At 71.2% G+C, this 15,402-nt stretch carries 10 protein-coding genes; 4 read left to right on the plus strand and 6 right to left on the minus strand.

Annotated elements, in window-relative coordinates; translation table 11 throughout:
* The first annotated feature begins 297 nt into the window (after nucleotides 1-297).
* A complete protein-coding gene (locus tag A7A76_RS16495; protein ID WP_206412216.1) occupies nucleotides 298-1,629 on the plus strand; it encodes a PQQ-dependent sugar dehydrogenase in 1,332 nt (443 codons plus the stop codon).
* A gap of 162 nt (nucleotides 1,630-1,791) precedes the next feature.
* Here the strand turns inward: A7A76_RS16495 and A7A76_RS16500 are convergent, their stop codons facing one another.
* The 3 genes from A7A76_RS16500 to A7A76_RS16510 all read right to left on the minus strand — a co-directional run bounded on the left by A7A76_RS16500 (nucleotide 1,792) and on the right by A7A76_RS16510 (nucleotide 11,178).
* Nucleotides 1,792-2,472: a hypothetical protein gene (locus tag A7A76_RS16500; RefSeq protein ID WP_206412217.1), complete on the minus strand. Its 681-nt coding sequence runs from the start codon at nucleotides 2,470-2,472 to the stop codon at nucleotides 1,792-1,794.
* A 392-nt stretch (nucleotides 2,473-2,864) separates the two neighbouring features.
* Nucleotides 2,865-5,153 carry a penicillin-binding protein 1C gene (pbpC, locus tag A7A76_RS16505; RefSeq protein ID WP_343225352.1) on the minus strand — a complete coding sequence of 763 codons (2,289 nt, stop codon included), beginning with the start codon at nucleotides 5,151-5,153 and terminating at the stop codon, nucleotides 2,865-2,867.
* A gap of 100 nt (nucleotides 5,154-5,253) precedes the next feature.
* A complete protein-coding gene (locus A7A76_RS16510) occupies nucleotides 5,254-11,178 on the minus strand; it encodes an alpha-2-macroglobulin (protein ID WP_206412219.1) in 5,925 nt (1,974 codons plus the stop codon).
* 314 nt (nucleotides 11,179-11,492) lie between these two features.
* Between A7A76_RS16510 and A7A76_RS16515 the strand changes: the two genes are divergently transcribed.
* From A7A76_RS16515 to A7A76_RS16525, 3 genes are all read left to right on the plus strand, one after another.
* Nucleotides 11,493-11,645 carry a hypothetical protein gene (locus A7A76_RS16515; protein WP_206412220.1) on the plus strand — a complete coding sequence of 51 codons (153 nt, stop codon included), beginning with the start codon at nucleotides 11,493-11,495 and terminating at the stop codon, nucleotides 11,643-11,645.
* Between the two features lie 138 nt (nucleotides 11,646-11,783).
* Nucleotides 11,784-12,257, plus strand: a complete 474-nt coding sequence (locus A7A76_RS16520) for a hypothetical protein (protein ID WP_206412221.1) — start codon at nucleotides 11,784-11,786, stop codon at nucleotides 12,255-12,257.
* Nucleotides 12,258-12,507: 250 nt separating this feature from the next.
* A complete protein-coding gene (locus tag A7A76_RS16525; protein ID WP_206412222.1) occupies nucleotides 12,508-13,497 on the plus strand; it encodes an LLM class flavin-dependent oxidoreductase in 990 nt (329 codons plus the stop codon).
* A gap of 113 nt (nucleotides 13,498-13,610) precedes the next feature.
* Here A7A76_RS16525 and A7A76_RS16530 read toward each other — a convergent pair whose 3' ends face one another.
* From A7A76_RS16530 to A7A76_RS25650, 3 genes are all read right to left on the minus strand, one after another.
* Complete coding sequence (locus A7A76_RS16530; RefSeq protein ID WP_428995178.1) at nucleotides 13,611-14,090, minus strand: FKBP-type peptidyl-prolyl cis-trans isomerase; 480 nt, start codon at nucleotides 14,088-14,090, stop codon at nucleotides 13,611-13,613.
* A gap of 87 nt (nucleotides 14,091-14,177) precedes the next feature.
* Nucleotides 14,178-14,729, minus strand: a complete 552-nt coding sequence (locus A7A76_RS16535; RefSeq protein WP_206412223.1) for an SRPBCC family protein — start codon at nucleotides 14,727-14,729, stop codon at nucleotides 14,178-14,180.
* Nucleotides 14,730-14,754: 25 nt separating this feature from the next.
* A partial coding sequence (locus A7A76_RS25650; protein WP_241200995.1) for an ArsR/SmtB family transcription factor occupies nucleotides 14,755-15,402 on the minus strand: 648 nt, incomplete at its 5' end.

The following is a 15,402-nucleotide window of genomic DNA, read 5'->3' on the forward strand; positions in this document are numbered from 1 at the left end:
GCCTTCCCGCCAAAGGGAGGAACCAGGTTCACCGTATCGAGCCGCAATCTTCCACGCCGCCGCACCCCAACCTGCCGTCATCCCCGCGAAGGCGGGGATCCAGGGCTTCATCGCGACAAAACCCCAGCGCTCGCGGTCCCACCCGCATACCGCTCGCCCTGCACATGCGCGACGCCAATCGCATTACGACTGCGACCGCCACGTTACCGCCGCGACAACATCCCCCCGCGCGTGCCTTCTCGCGTGCTTAATCGCCGCACCGGCATCCTCCCGAAGCCCTATCGACGAGCCCCCGACATGAGCGCTGCGCCCCGTTCCGAACGCCTGCGCTGGATCGCGCTCGCGCCGCTGGCCCTGGCCTTGGCCGCCTGCGGCGAGCACGCCAGGCTGCAGGTCGCCGACGGCACCGGCCCGTCGCCGCAGCTGCCGGCGCCCAATCCGACGCTGATCCCCACCGTCGACGTCGCCACCGCCGTCGGCTGGCCCGCCGGCGCCAAGCCCACGCCCGCGCCGGGCCTGACGGTCAACGCCTTCGCCCAGGGCCTGGACCACCCGCGCTGGCTGTACGTGCTGCCCAACGGCGATGTGCTGGTGGCCGAAAGCAACGCGCCGCAAAGCGAGCACAAGCCGTCCGGGCTCAAGGCCTGGTTCGCCGCGCGCTTCATGAAGAAGGCCGGCGCGACGGTGCCCAGCGCCGACCGCATCAGCCTGCTGCGCGACGCCGACGGCGACGGCGTCGCCGAGACCCGCACGGTCTTCCTGCAAGGCCTGCATTCGCCGTTCGGCATGGCGCTGATCGGCGACCGCCTGTACGTCGCCAATGCCGACGCGGTGTGGCGCTTTGCGTATCGCCCCGGCGAAACCGCGATCGCCGTCGCTGGCGAGAAGGTGACCGACCTGCCGGCCGGCATCAATCACCACTGGACCAAGAACCTCATCGCCGATGCGAGCGGCAGCAAGCTCTACGTCACCGTCGGCTCCAACAGCAACGTCGGCGAGAACGGCATGGCCGCCGAGGAAGGCCGCGCGGCGATCTGGCAGCTCGACCCGGCCAGCGGCGAGAAGCGCCTGTTCGCCACCGGCCTGCGCAATCCCAACGGCCTGGCCTGGGAACCGGCGACCGGCCGGCTGTGGACTGCGGTCAACGAACGCGACGAAATCGGCAGCGACCTGGTGCCGGACTACATCACCTCGGTCGAGGACGGCGCGTTCTACGGCTGGCCGTACAGCTATTACGGCCAGCACGTGGACGAGCGCGTGCGGCCGCCGCGGCCGGATCTGGTGGCCAAGGCGCGCGCGCCGGACTACGCGCTCGGCCCGCACACCGCCTCGCTCGGCATCGCCTTCGCCCAGGGCGCGAAGCTGCCGGCGCAGTACGCGCAAGGCCTGTTCGTCGGCCAGCACGGCTCATGGAACCGCAAGCCCAAGAGCGGCTACAAGGTGATCTTCGTGCCGTTCGCGGGCGGCAAGCCGGCGGGCGCGCCGCAGGATGTGCTGACCGGGTTCCTGGATGCGCGCGAACAGGCGCAGGGCCGGCCGGTCGACGTGCGCATCGATGCGCGCGGCGCGCTGTTGGTCAGCGACGATGTCGGCAATACGGTGTGGCGGGTGAGCGCGGCGGGCGGGTGAGCGCGGCGGGTGCGGCCGGATCGTCTGCGGTGCGGAAGGTCCGTCCGGGCGCTGCGGTTCGACGGCGTTCGTTCGCGCCGCTTCGATCGCACCCGTCTTCAGTCGCGCCCGTCTTCAATCGCTCCCGTCTTAGGTCGCACCCGCCTTCAATCGCGCCCGTCTTCAATCGCACCCGTCGCGGCGGCCGTCGAACAGGGTCAGGTCGCGCGGCTGCCCGCTGCCCGCGAGCAAGGTCAGGCTCAGCCGTTCGGCCGAGGCCTGCACGCGCAGCCGGCGGGTGCCGGTGGCCGCGGCGCCGGCGACGTAGTCGGCGTTGAACGCATCGGCCGGCCAGTCCGCGGCCGGCGCGGTCACCGTCGGCACGCGCACGAACTCGACCCGCGGTTGCGGCATCAACACCAGCGATTGCGACGAGCCCGGGGCGCGGCCGGGCGGGTAGGTTTTCGCCAGGGGGCGGATCTGCGTCTCGGGCTTGCCGCCGGCCGGCGCGCGGGTCGGGTCGGCCAGCGGCTGGCTGGCGAGCACGGCGGTGCGGCCGTCGCGCGAGAACCATAGCTGCAGCCGGCGGTCCGGGTCGTCGCTTTCGGGGCGGGAGATCTGGCCGTTGAGCCAGCCGGGGTGCTCGGGCGGGGGCAGCAATCGCAACAACGCGGTGGCGCGGCCGTCGGGTTCCTCGCGGCGGATCCAGCAGCCGCGCAGATGATCGAAGGCGGCGTCCTGCGCCTGCGCCGGGCTTGCGGACGGCGCCTGTGCCGCGGACGACGCGGGCGGTTGCGGCGTGGCGGCGCCCGCAGCGCCGGCCAGAGCCGCGAGCGCGAAGCAAGCGATGATCGGACGGAGCATGGTGTGATCTCGCGCGAAGGTAGGGCCACCGTAAACCTTCGGGGCGAAAGCGGGATGAACACCGGCTGGGTGGCCGCGGCGATCGCCGCCTCCCGGCATTCCGGCGAAAGCCGGAGCCCACGCACCGTCATTCCCGCGAAAGCCGGAACCCACGCACCGTCATTCCGGCGAAAGCCGGAACCCATTTTGATCTTGCCGTTGCCCTATGTTTCGCGGAGCAAGCGCAGCAACAAAATGGATTCCGGCTTTCGCCGGAATGACGGCGGACGGGAGCGGCGGTACTGATGCCGGACGGGTGCAGCGGCAGTGATGGCGGGCGCGGGCGGCAGCAGTGATAGCGGGTGCGAGCGGCAGCAGTGATAGCGGGCGCGAGCGGCAGCAGTGATGGCGGCTCACTGCACCACCGCCACCTCGATCTCGCGCTCGTCGCTGCGGCCGTGATCGTCCACCACCGACAAGCGGAATTGCCCGGTGCGGTCCGGCGCCCACGCCAGCGCCTTGCCGGCGTCGGCGCTGCCGATGAAGGTGTTGCCGACGAACCAGTACAGCCGCGACACGTCCGCGTCCACGGTCGCGGCCAGGCTCAGCGACAGCTGCTCGGGATGCGACAGGCGCATGGTGTAGCGGGTGGCGCGGAACGGCGAGGTGATGCTCGGCGCGCTGCCGAGCCAGTCCTGGGCGCCGCCGCAGTCGCGGCCGGCCGGCGGGCGGCGGCGCGGGATGCCGGCCTGGGCGAACACCTGGGCCAGGTCGGACGGCCAGAATTCGTAGACCTCCTGGCGCATCGTCGCCGGATCGAAACGCCCGCACACCGGCTTGCCGCTGGCGCTGTCGACGATCACCGCGCGGTGCACGGTGCTGATCCGGATCGGCGACTTGCCCGGGATGAACCAGGTCAGGCCGCGCTGCGGGCACCAGGCGTTGGGCAGGTCGCCGCTGGCGCGGCAGACCTCCACCCGCTTGAGGTTGAGCGGCCATTGCCGCACCGGTTCGGCCAGGTCCGCGCGCGCGGCCTGCAGGCCGTCGACGATGTCGAAGAACAGCGGCGCGGCTGCTTCCACCCCGATCAGCGCCGGATTGCTGGAGCCGTCGAAGTTGCCCAGCCACACCACCAGCACGTACGGGCCGACCAGGCCGGCGCTCCAGGCGTCGCGGAACGCCCACGAGGTGCCGGTCTTCCACGCCACCGGCAGCGGCCGCGAAGACGACTGCGAGCCGGCGTCGGGGCGCGGGTTCTGCCGCAGCATGTCGCGGGTGATGAAGGCGGCCTCGGCGCTGAGCAGGCGCGCGCCGTCCTCGGCCGGGTCGCTGTCGCGCCAGCGCAGCGCGCGCAGGCGGCCGTCGTTGCCGAGCATGGCGTACATGCGCGCCAGCTCTTCCATCGTCACTTCGCCGCCGCCGAGCACCAGGGCGAGGCCGTAATGGTCGCGGCTGGCCAGGCGGCTGACCCCGGCCTGGCGCAGGAAATCGTAGAAGCTGGGCTGCTTGAGCTGCGAGGCGACATAGACCGCGGGGATGTTGCGGCTGCGCACCAGCGCGTCGGTCGCGGTGACCGGGCCCATGAAGCGGCCGTCGAAGTTCTCCGGCGTGTACGGCCCGAACGCGCTGGGCACGTCGCGCAGCACGGTCTGCGGATGCAGCACGCCTTGATCCAGCGCGAGCGCGTAGATGAAAGGCTTCAGCGTCGAGCCGGGCGAGCGCTTGGCGGCGCTGCCGTTGACCTGGCCCTGGATCGACGCGTCGAAGTAATCGGCCGAGCCGACCAGCGCGCGCACGCCCATGTCGCGGGTGTCGATCAGCATCGCGCTGGCGTTGCGCAGGCCGCGCTCGCGGCCGCGGCGCAGGTAGTTGCCGACCCGTTCTTCGAGCAGGCGCTGCAGGCGCAGGTCCAGGGTAGTGGTCAGTTCGGGCCCGGACTGCGGATGCCAGGCGCGTTCGGACAGCACCCGGTCGACCAGATGCGGCGCGCGGTACGGCAGCTCGCGCGCGCTGTGCAGGCGCAGCGGCAGGCGCAGCAGCGCGTCCTGAGCGGCGTCGCGCGGGTGGCGCTCGCGCCAGCGCGCGTACAGCCGCGCGCGCGCGGCCTCCAGGCCGGCGCCGATGTAGTAGGCGTCGTCGTCGCGCGCGGACAGCTTGCCGCGCCGCGACGGCGCCTGCGGCAGCACCGCCAGCGCCAGCGATTCGGGCAGGGTCAGCTCGCCGGCGGGCTTGCGGAAATAGATCAGGCTGGCCGCGCCGACGCCTTCGATGTTGCCGCCGTATGGCGCCAGATTGAGATAGGCCTCGAGGATCTCGCGCTTGGAGTAGCACAGCTCCAGCTGCGCGGCGCGCGCGATCTGCACCAGCTTGCCGCGGATGTCGCGGGTCTGCAGGCGCCAGCGCAGCCGCGCCAGCTGCATGGTCAAAGTCGAACCGCCCACGCGCGCCTCGCCGCTGCCGTAGGTCGACCACGCGCCGCGCACCAGGCTGATCGGGTTGAAGCCGGGATGCCGGTAGAACCAGGCGTCCTCCTGCAGCATCACCGACTCGACCAGTTGCGGCGAGATGCTTTCCAGCGGCACCCACAAGCGGTAGCGCTGATCGCTGGCCAGGGCCAGCCGCAGCAGCCGGCCCTCGCGGTCGCGCACCACGGTCGACAGCGGGATCGCGTCGGCCAGGCCGGGGCGCGGGTACAGACGCACGGCGGTCAGCGCCGCGGCGACGGCGATGAGCGCTGCGAGCGCCCACCGCCATCGCTTCAGTCCCCGGCGCAGGGACGACCACAGCTTCATGGCATCGGGCTCACGGCGTCGGCGCGGTCACCTGCAGCGTCCCGGCCGGGCCGCCCTGCGCGTACACCGAGCGCTCGTACATCGACTCGGCATAGGCCGGCGGCACCACGAAGTTGCCGCTGTTGTTGGCGCGCACCTTGTAGCGGAACTCGCTGGCCTGGCCGCCGATGCTGCCGTACAGGATCACCCGGTCCTCGCGTTGTTCGACGTGCTGGGGCTGGAAGGTCGAGCCGGGCAGGGCCAGGGTCTGCGCCGGCGCGGCGTTCGGGTCGGGGCCGTCGCGCGAGGGTTGGCCGTCGCCGTCGCCTTCCTCGCCCTCGCCGCACTCTTCGCCGCACTCGTCTTCCGACTCGCTGCTCTGGCTCTCGGCGGCGGCCGCCGGCGCGGCGTACTGCATCACCGTCTCGAAGCCGCCCGGCAGCAGGTCGACCACTGCGATGTTGTCGCGCATCGGCGCGCCGAGCGCGCGCACCCGCAGGCGCACGGTCACTTCCTGGCCCTGCTTGATCGAGGTCACCGGCTTGCCGGCGTCGTCGAGGTAGTCGCGCACCACTTCCAGGCCCTTGTCCTGCACCGCCTTGGGCATGGCGCGGTCGTAGCCGCTCTGGTTGACCAGGTACCACGCCGGCGCGTCGCCGCCCGGCGCCACCCACAGGCGCAGGTCGCCGCCGGCGAAGTCGCCGCGGCTGATGACGCCCGCGGCCGCGCCGATCCGGCGCGACTTGCCGTCCTTGCCGGCCGCTTCCAGCACCGGCAGCGGCTGCTGCGGCTGGGCCGAGGCGTAGGCGTCCAGGGCCAGCACGGTCAGCGCCGAAGACAGCGTGTTGTAGCTGTCGTGGCGCAGCGGATCGAGCAGCCGCTCCAGCGCGGTGCGCTTGAGCTGGTCGCGGCTGATCGCGCCGAAGTGGCGGTTGAGCAGGTACACGGTCCAGGCCTGATCGATGCCGCCGTCGTAGTAGGACGCATACGCGGTGCGCACCGTGGCCGCGGCCGCATTGGCCCGGCGCAGCGCCACCGTGGCCAGCGCGCGCGCCGGCTTGTCCTGCTGCAGCAGCTGGTAGCTCGAGGCGATCAGCAGGCCGGCGACGTCGTTCTCCCAGGTCTTGGGCTGGTCGCGCTTGATCTGCTCGTGCACCGCGCTCAGCAGGTTGCTCGCGGTACGGCCCTGGCGCACCAGCAGGTACACGGCGAGCGCGCGGCTGCGCAGCGCCGGCAAGTCGTTGCCGGAGCGGTCGGCGGCATGCTGCTCCAGGTAGCCGTTGAGCGACTTGAGCAGATCGTCCGGCACCGCCTGGCCGCGCTCGCGCGCTTCGATCAGGTACAGCGCGGCGTAGCCGGTGACGAAGTCGTCGGCGTCGGGCGTGGCGGTCCACAGGCCGATGCCGCCTTCGCTGTTCTGGCGCGCGCGCAGCAGGTCGATCACGTTCTGGCGCGGATCGCCTGGGCCGCGGGCGACCACCTTGCCCAGTTCCGGATGCGCGCCCAGCACCAGCGCCGGGAACGCGCCGCTGAGCACCTGCTCGCTGCACTGGTACGGGTAATCGGCGAGGTAGGCGCTGAGCCCGTCCACCGCGACCAGCGGCGACACCGAGGCCGAGACCCGGCGCGTGGCCTGCTGGTCGAACATCGCGCGCAACGGCTGCACCACCGTGCGCTTGTCGGCGCGGCCGGCGATCAGGTCCTGGCGCGCGACGATGGCCGGGCGCAGCGACAGTTCGATCCGGCGCTTGGCGTTGTACGCGCCCGACACCGCCTGGATCGCGACCGGCAGCGCGCCCAGCGCGTTGCCGGCGCGCACCCGGAAGCGCACGGTTGTTTCGCTGCGCGGGGCGATCGACACCGGCGCCGGCGCGGCGCCGGCCAGGCTCAGGCCCGGCGGCAACTGCAGGCTCACCGTCACCTTCGACGCCTGCCTGGCGCCTTCGATGGTGTTGGCCACGCCGACCGGCAGGTCGAACTCGTCGCCCGGCGCCACGTGCGTGGGCAGGGTCGGGGTCAGCACGAAGTCGCCGCGGATGATCGCCTCGTCCTGGACGATGCCGATGCGCTGCGGCGTCACCGCCACCGCGACCACCCGCACCTTGCCGTTGAAGTGGTCGGGCAGCGCGAACGGGAACTCGCGGCGGCCGTCGACATCGACGATGCCCGACCACCACACCGCCGGCTTCTCGGCCTTGCGCTTGAACGGATTGAGGTGCTTGGCCATGCCGCCTTCGCCGTCGCCGCCCGGCGCGGCGCCGGCGACGATGCGGCTGAACTCCGGCAGCAGCAGGTCGAGGATCTGGGCGGTGTCGACCTGCAGCATCTTCTTGCGGAAGAAGTGATCCAGCGGTTCGCCGACGCGGTAGCGCGCGACCTGCAGGATGCCTTCGTCGACCGCGAACAGCACCACCCGCGCCTTGCCTTCGGTGACGATGGAGGCGTTGACCGTCTGTCCCGGCTTGGTCACCTTCGGCAGCGACACGCTCAGCGGCTGGGTGCGCGCGCTGCGGTCGACCGCGAACGGCGCCACGCCGAACGACAACGGGCTCATGTAGATCTCGTCGGAGTTCGGATCGCGCAGGAACTGCACGTTGACGTAGCCGTTGCCCTCGAAATCGGCCGGCAGCACGATCTTCTGCACGCTGGCGGTGCTGTCGGCGCGGAACCAGGCGTGGGCGTAGACCTTGTCGCGCTCGATCGTGATCAGGCCGGCGCCGGGGTAGGGCGCGCGGATGCTGACCTCGATGGTCTCGCCGGGCTTGTAGCTGGGCTTGGACAGGGTCAGGCCGAGCTCGGCGTTGCGCTCCAGCGAGCGCGACAGGTTGGCCGCGCCGGCCACGCGATAGCCGATCTGGTTCAGCACCTTGCCGTCGCTGCCGCGCACTTCGATCACGAAGTCGCCGGGCTGGTCGGTCTGCAGGGCCACGCTCTGGCGGCCGCCGGCCAGGGCCAGCGGCTGCTCGCGCAGGTCGTAGCGGCGCTCGTGCGAGACGTAGCGGTACAGGCCCGAGTCCTGCTTGGTCAGCACCGAGACGTAGCGCTTTTCCACCACCACCGCGCGCAGGCCCGGCACCGGCCTGGGCTCGCCGTCCTGGCCGATGCTGAGCAGTTGCAGCGAGCGCTTGGCGCCGCGCTGGATGTAGTCGAGCGAATCGGCGGCCTTGATCCCGACCAGGAAGTCGTTGTTGGACACCAGCGCGCTGGTCTGCGCGGCGACGTTGCGGCCGCTGCCGGGCTCGAACGCGCGCGCCAGGAAGCTGAGCTGGTAGGTCGCGCGCTCGTACTTGGTCAGGTCGAGCTTGAAGGTGGCCTGGCCCTGGGCGTCGGTGGTCTGGTCGCTGAGCGCCTCGTCGTAGCCTTCGCGCGCGGCCTGCGGGTCGGAGAACTGATAGCCCGGGTACTGGGCGAAGCGCGGCAGGTACGGGCGCAGCACCATCGTGCCTTCGACCTTGCGCTGCTGCGCCGGGGTGCCGAACAGGTTCTCGGCGCTGACCACGGCCGCGAGCTGGTCGGGCTTGATCCAGCCGCGCGGGTTGTCGGCCGACAGCTTGACCGCCACCTTCATCGTGTCCGGCGCGAACTCGCGCACCTGCACCGAGGTCGAGCCGATGCTGGTGCGCTGGTCGTCGCGGCCGAGCAGGAACAGCTGCACCTGCCAGGTGCCGCTGGGCGCGCTCTCGCCGGGCGCGAAGCTGGCGCTTTCGAAACCCTGTTCGCTGAGCTTGAGCTTCTGCCGCTTGGCCACGTTGCCGCGCGGGTCGGTGAACTCCCATTCCAGCGGCAGGCCGGCGAGCGGGCGCTTCCAGTCGGCGGCGCGCACGATCATGCCGATGTTGACGGTGTCGCCGGGACGGTAGAGGCCGCGGTCGGAGAACAGGAACGCGTTGAGCGCGCCGGCTTCGATGTCGTTGGGTTCGCCGCCGATGTCGAAGCGCGAGTAGTCGAGCTTGCGCTGGTAGTCGTCGATCGGCAGGAACGAATAGTCCTCGCCCTGGCTGACGGTCAGCATGGCCGGCTGCTTCTCGCGCTTGAAGCCCTTCAGCGACGGCAACTGGGCGCGGCCGCCGGCGTCGGTGTCGGCCTCCACCAGGGTCTCGCCGTTGCGCGCCACCGCGCGCACCCGCGCGCCGGCCACCGGCGCGCCGCTGGACAGCGACTGCACGAACACGTCGCGGCGGCCGTCCAGGCCCTGCTTGACCGCGATGCCCAGGTCGGTGAGCACGACCAGGCGGCTGTCCTCCTCGCTGCCGGCGTCGTCGGCGAGGGTTTCCTCGCTCGGGCGCTCGGCGTCGCTGTCGCTCATCGTGCGCAGGCTCAGCAGGAACACGCCGCGGCGGTTGGGCTTGAGGTAGGCGCCCAGGTCCACGCCTTCGTAATGGGCCTTGGCCGGATCCTCGGCCGGCAGGGTCAGGCGGCGCTCCTCGCGTTCGACCAGGCTGTCGGCGTCGATGTTGTACATGCGCGGCTTGGCGTAGCCGCCGCGGTTGTCGACCACCAGGTGCTGGATCTGCTCCGGCAGGATCCGCGCGATCTCCAGCCGCGCCCGCGGCACGTTGCGCGAGACCACGCTGATCCGGCGCTCGCCGCGCAGCGACAGCAGCGCGCCTTCGCCGACGAAGCGCAGCAGCTTGGGGTATTCGGGCACGCGCAGGGCGACGGCGTGGTCGCGGCCGAGCAGAAAGCCGCCGAAGGCCTTCAGGCCCTTGTTGACGCGCACATAGACATAGCGGTCCGGCGGCGCCTGGAACTTGAAGCTGTGCACCGCGGTGTATTCGCGCTCGGCCGGGATCGGGCTCAGCGGCAGCGGCGCGGCGGCCTTGAGCACGGCTTCGTCGACATCGCCGGTGGACCAGGAGCGGTTGCCGCTCTGTTCCTTGGCCGGGCGGCGCGGATCCTTGGCCGGCAGCAGCCAGGCGCGGGTCGCGCCGGCCACGTCGGTGTCGCGCATGGCGTTGTTGAAGCTCAGCACCAGCGCCTGTTCGGGTTCGAAGCGCTCGTTCTCGACCAGGGTGGTGCTGACGTCGTCGATATTGACGCTGTACAGCGACGGCAGCTTGACCTGCGCCGAGAGCTTGTCCGGGCTGCCTTCGCCGCCCAGCGCGCTGACCACGCCGGCGGCGACGTCCAGCGTCAGGGTGCCGCCGTTCTCGGGCAGCTTCAGCGGCTCGGAGTGGACCCAGGCCTTGAGCCGGCTGTCGTCGTAGGTGAGGGTGTACTTGGGCGCGGCCTGGGCGCTGCCGCCGCCGTCGACCAGGGACAAGGCGACGCGGCGCTGCAACTGCGCCTCGTCGACCGGGTGGGAGAACTTCAGCGCGAACACGCCCTTCTTGAGCGCCGGATCCTGCGGGTCCTGATAGAACTCGCTGTTGGACAGCTCGGCCTTGAACGGCGCGGTCTCGAATTCGAATTCGTGTTCCTGCAGCGCCACCTTCGGCGCGACGCTGACGTTCGGATCGATCTCGACCTTGTACTTGGTCTTGACCGGCCAATCGGTGGCCGGGACGAACACCAGGGTCTTGTCGTCTTCCCAGGTCCACGCGCCCTTGAGCTCGGGCGACAGCGTCACCCCGACCGGCGCGTTGCCGATCTGCTTGAGCGGGGCGGCCGAGTCGGAGAAGGTCAGGCTCAGCCGGTGCACGGTCGGCGGCTTGCGCTCGTAGTCGGTGAGCTCGGGCGCCTGCAGCTCGACGCTGAGCGCGCCGGGGATCACCGGCTTGGGCCGGGTGATCAGCCAGTGCGCGAGCCAGGCCGCGACCAGCAGGCCGAGCAGGCTGCCCAGGTACAGGCCGGGACGTTGGCGGATGCGCGCGATCAGCGCGGCCAACCACGGCGGCGGCGTCCACGCCATCTGGCCGAACACGGCCTGGGTGGCGCGGGTCCAGGCGTTGGCGCGGCCGGACGCGCCGGCCTCCGCGGTGGGAGCCGGTTGCGACGGCGAAGGCGTGGTTTGCATTGCGATGTTCCGATCCGTGGTGCGGTGGCCAGTGCCGGGCCGGGCGTTCCTTGACCCGGCCGGTCCCCGATGAGTTGTGCGCCGACTGCGGCGGCGCCGTGCGTGGTGGCGCGCGGCGCGGCGGTGTCGGAGCCAGTAGACCCAAATGTTAGGAAATTGTTCCTGCCGTTCGTCGGCTTGTCGAGATTTTTTTATCGCTGGCCGCGATGTAGGCGAGCGCAGCGGCGGCGCGGATGCGTTGGAGCGGGAGCAATGGCAGGGGCGGGCGCGTCGCCGGCGCGGTAAGCTCGGGGCCGTTTTGCGCTGGAGCATGCATGGACATCGTCGCCTTGTTGGTGGTCGTCGCGGCCTTGTGGCTGGCGTTCAAGCTGGTCGGGTTCGCATTGCGCTCGGCGATGTGGCTGCTGGTGCTCGGCGGGCTCTACTGGCTGATCGCGCCGCTGGCCGGCTGGCCGATGCCCTGGTAAAGCAGGACTCAGCGGATAGGAGCCAGCGCAAGCGGAGCACCGCCCGGCGTACTCTTCGTTCCTTCGCTGTCGCCAACTCCCAGTTCTTCTGCTGTCGCTAACTCCTAACTCCTATCCGCTAACTCCCGCTCCCAGCCCATGCCCGCCCCCTCCCAAACCGAACTCCCCGCGCACTGGCTCGCCGACACCCAGGACATCGGCCGCCTGGTGCGGGCGGTGTACGAATGCATCTCCGGCCCGGCCGGCGCAGCGCGCGACTGGGCGCGCTTTCGCTACCTGATGCACCCGCGCGCGCTGAGCCTGCGCACCGTGGTCGAGGCCGACGGTTCGACCCGCGCGGTGGTGTTCGACGTGGAGCAGTACATCGCCGATGTCGAGCCCTTGTTCGCCCGGACCGATTTCTTCGAGGTCGAGACCGATCAGCGGATCGAGCGCTTCGGCCAGATCGCGCACGTATGGAGCAAGTACGATGCGCGGCCGGCGCCGGGCTCGCCGGTGTTGCTCAAGCGCGGGGCCAACAGCATCCAGGTCTGCCATGAGCATGGGCGCTGGTGGGTGGTGTGTACGGTGTGGGACAACGAGCGCGAAGGGTTGGCGTTCGACTTGTTTTGAGGGGCGCGGCCCTCACCCCAACCCCTCTCCCGCAGGCGGGAGAGGGGCTTTCGGAGCTGATCGCTGCTTGCCGTTCCTTCTCCTGCTTGCGGGAGAAGCTGCCCCGAAGAGCCTGCCCCTGCGAAAGCAGGGGGGCGGATGAGGGCCGATCCGGCAACACACTCGCGCCGATCCGTCTCCAATCCCGCGCTGGATTCCCCGCCGCCCGGCCCCAGATCGTAACGATCCCCTCCGGAGCGCCGACCCCCGCATGCTGCCGTACTCCGTCCTCGACCTCGCCCCCGTCACCGAGGGCAGCGACACCCGCCAGGCCTTCGCCAACAGCCTCGACCTCGCCCGCCACGCCGAAGCGCTCGGCTACACCCGCTACTGGCTGGCCGAACACCACAACATGCCCGGCATCGCCAGCGCCGCGACCGCGGTGCTGATCGGCCACCTCGCCGGCGGCACCTCGACCATTCGCGTCGGCGCCGGCGGGATCATGCTGCCCAACCACGCGCCGCTGCAGGTGGCCGAACAGTTCGGCACCCTGGCCTCGCTGTATCCCGGCCGCATCGACCTGGGCCTGGGCCGCGCGCCCGGCACCGACCACGCCACCGCGCGCGCATTGCGCCGCTACTACGACGGCGCCGACAGCTTCCCGCAGGACGTGGCCGAACTGCTGCATTACTTCGAACCGGCGCAGCCGCAGCAGGCGGTGCGCGCGGTGCCCGGCGCGGGCCTCGAGGTGCCGGTATGGCTGCTCGGCTCGAGTCTGTTCAGCGCGCGCCTGGCCGCGCAGCTCGGCCTGCCGTTCGCGTTCGCCTCGCACTTCGCGCCCGATGCGATGGACCAGGCGCTGAGCCTGTACCGGCGCGATTTCCAGCCGTCCGCGCGCTTGCAGGCGCCGCACGCGATGCTGGCCTTGAACGTGGTCGCGGCGCCGTCCTCGGGCGAGGCGCGGCGCTTGTTCACCACCCAGCAGCAGGCCTTCGTCAATCTGCGCCGCGGCCGGCCGGGGCTGATCCCGCCGCCGATCGACGACATCGAAGCGTTCTGGACGCCGCTGGAGAAAGCCGGCGTGGCCCAGGCGCTGGCCTGCGCGGTGGTCGGCGACCCGGGCGAGGTCGCCGCCGGCATCGCCGCGTTCGTGGAGCGGCACCGGCCGGACGAGTTGATGGTGACGGCCAACATCTTCGAACACGGCGCGCGGCTGCGTTCGTTCGAACTGGCCGCGCAGGCGCTGCGTTCGCTGGCTTGAGCCGCAGCGCGCGGAGCCGAAAACGAAGACGGCGCGCGGGATCCGCGCGCCGTCTTCGTTTGTGCTTGAGCCAAACCGCGGCGGCCTGCGCCGCGTCGCGCTGCGAAGCGCGCTCAGCGCGCCTCGACGCCGATCAGTTCCACTTCGAACACCAGCGAAGCGTCCGGCGGAATCGCGCCGCCGCCGGCGCCGTCCTTGCCGTAGGCCAGGTCGGAGGGAATCATCAGCACCCGCTTGCCGCCCACGCGCATGCCGGCGACGCCGTCGTCCCAGCCGCGGATCACCCGGCCGGCGCCGAGCAGGAAGCTGAAGGGCCGGCCGTTGCGGTCGTAGGAGCTGTCGAACTTGCTGCCGCGCTTGTTGGCCGCGGTGTCGTCGTAGAACCAGCCGGTGTACTGCACGATCACTTCCTGCCCGGACTGGGCGACCGCGCCGGTGCCGACGCGCTCGTCGATGGCCTGGAACCGGTCGATGCGGCCGTGCATGGCCTTCGGCGCCGCCGCCGCTTGCTCTTGCTGCGCGGACGGGCGCTGGCAGCCGGCCAGCGCCAGCGCGGCGCCGGCCAGCAACGCGGCCAGCGCCGGCGCGCGCAGGGCGGTGGAAACGATGGAACGCGACGCTGCTGCCACGGACGACCTCGGAACGCTGTGCGATGGGACGCACAGCTTAGCCCGAGCCGCTCAGGCCTGCGGGATGCGCCGTTCGTACTCGGCATCGAGGCGGCCGTGGGTGCGCCAGAATCCTTCCGGCTCGCGCTGCGACAGCACGTCGATCAGCAGGCCCAGGTGCGCATGCCAGCCGCCGGAGACGCTGACCAGGCCGCTGCGGTTGGACAGATGGCGGTGTTCGACCACCAACTGCACCTGATCGCCTTGCTCGCTCAACAAGAAGGTCACTTCCGACTTGCTGCCGGATTCCTCGTTCCAGGTGTAGCTGAGCCGGTGCGGCGGTTCGATCGCGGTGATCCGGCCGCGCAGGGTGTTGACGCAGTCGGCGGCGTACTTGGCCGGCGGCGGATCGTCGTTGCGGGTGAGGCGGGCGTTGTCGAAGTTGAGTTCGACCGCGCCGCCGACGCGCAGGTCCATGTCGCCGGCGGCGAGCCAGCGGCGGCGCTTGTCGGATTCGGTGAGGTAGGACCACACGCGTTCGATCGGGCCGGGCAGGACGCGCTCGATGCGCACCGAGTCGGGAGCGGTGAGGACGCCGTAGGCGTCGTTGACGGACAGGTTCATGGCGATCTCCAGGGAGGCGGGCGGGTCAGGGGCGCGGCTTGCGCCGCTGGGGTAGGGAGGCGGGCGATGGCGCCGGTCCGGACGCGGCATCCGCCGGCGGGGCGGGGGCGGCTTGGTCTTCGGCGCGCAGCAGCGCTTCGAGATCGTCGAGGCGCTGGTTCCAGAAGCGCTCGTAATGGCGCAGCCATTCGAAACCGCCCTGCAGCGGCTCGGCGTCGAGCCGGCAGACGTGGATGCGCCCGCGCACCTCGCGCCGGACCAGCCCGGCGCGTTCGAGCGCCTTGATGTGCTTGGACGCGGCGGCCAGGGTCATGTCGAACGGCCCGGCCAGCTCGCCGACATTGCGCTCGCCTTCGGCGAGCCGGCGCAGCATCGCGCGGCGGGTAGGGTCGGCGAGGGCCTGGAACAGGGCGTCGAGGCGTTCGGAGTGATAGTCAACCATGAAGTTGAATATCCACCTGTCCACGGCAACTGTCAACCAGTTGGTAAAATATTCCGGCGCGGGCCGACGAGCGGTCGCAGCGGAACCGAGCCGGCCGCCCGCCGCCGATTGGTGCTGCTTGCTTTTGCTTTCAGCTCCCCCCGCCGCCCCGAACTCGCCACAGGCAACCAGAGACCCGAAGGGCGGCGCGCAGGAAGCGCGCCGTGCGCCACCCAGGCCATGGATGGCCTG

The organism is Lysobacter enzymogenes (assembly GCF_017168095.1).
Classification (GTDB): domain Bacteria; phylum Pseudomonadota; class Gammaproteobacteria; order Xanthomonadales; family Xanthomonadaceae; genus Lysobacter; species Lysobacter enzymogenes_D.